This window comes from Pantoea sp. JV6 (genome assembly GCF_025910055.1).
Classification (GTDB): domain Bacteria; phylum Pseudomonadota; class Gammaproteobacteria; order Enterobacterales; family Enterobacteriaceae; genus Pantoea; species Pantoea agglomerans.
Genome location: NZ_JAPCIM010000038.1, coordinates 1 through 377, shown reverse-complemented (window position 1 = coordinate 377; position 377 = coordinate 1). Strand labels below are relative to the sequence as shown.

Genomic DNA, 377 nt, shown 5'->3' with positions numbered 1-377 from the left:
ACGCAGTACTCCCACACCCGGTAGCTGCCCGCCAGGCGCGTCTCCACATTGACCCCGTACTCCTTCAGCAGCGTCTGCACAATCTGCGGCACCGTCTGGCTCTGGAAGATGCGCAGGTTGCGGTCGCGCTTCATCGGCCACAGGTCCGGCTCGACCGTCAGCTCATAGACCGCGTAGCGGGTGCCGCTCAGCTCCTGGCTGCGCACCGCCACCCGGGTGATTTTGCCGTTGAGGTAGCGCGGGCTCAGCGCGTTCATCAGCCCGTCGGTCGGCAGCGTAAACGTCACCGGCTTCCCCAGCAGGGCGTGGCGGTCGATGCGCGCGTCGGTGGCCAGCAGTTCAGCGGTGAGCACAAACGGACGGGACAGCGTCTCGGT

General features: G+C 66.8%; 1 protein-coding gene. It reads right to left on the bottom strand.

Going from position 1 to position 377, the window contains the following annotated elements; translation table 11 throughout:
- Positions 1 to 377 (bottom strand): phage late control D family protein (locus OK412_RS23430; protein WP_264353665.1); only part of this gene is annotated, 377 nt, incomplete at both ends.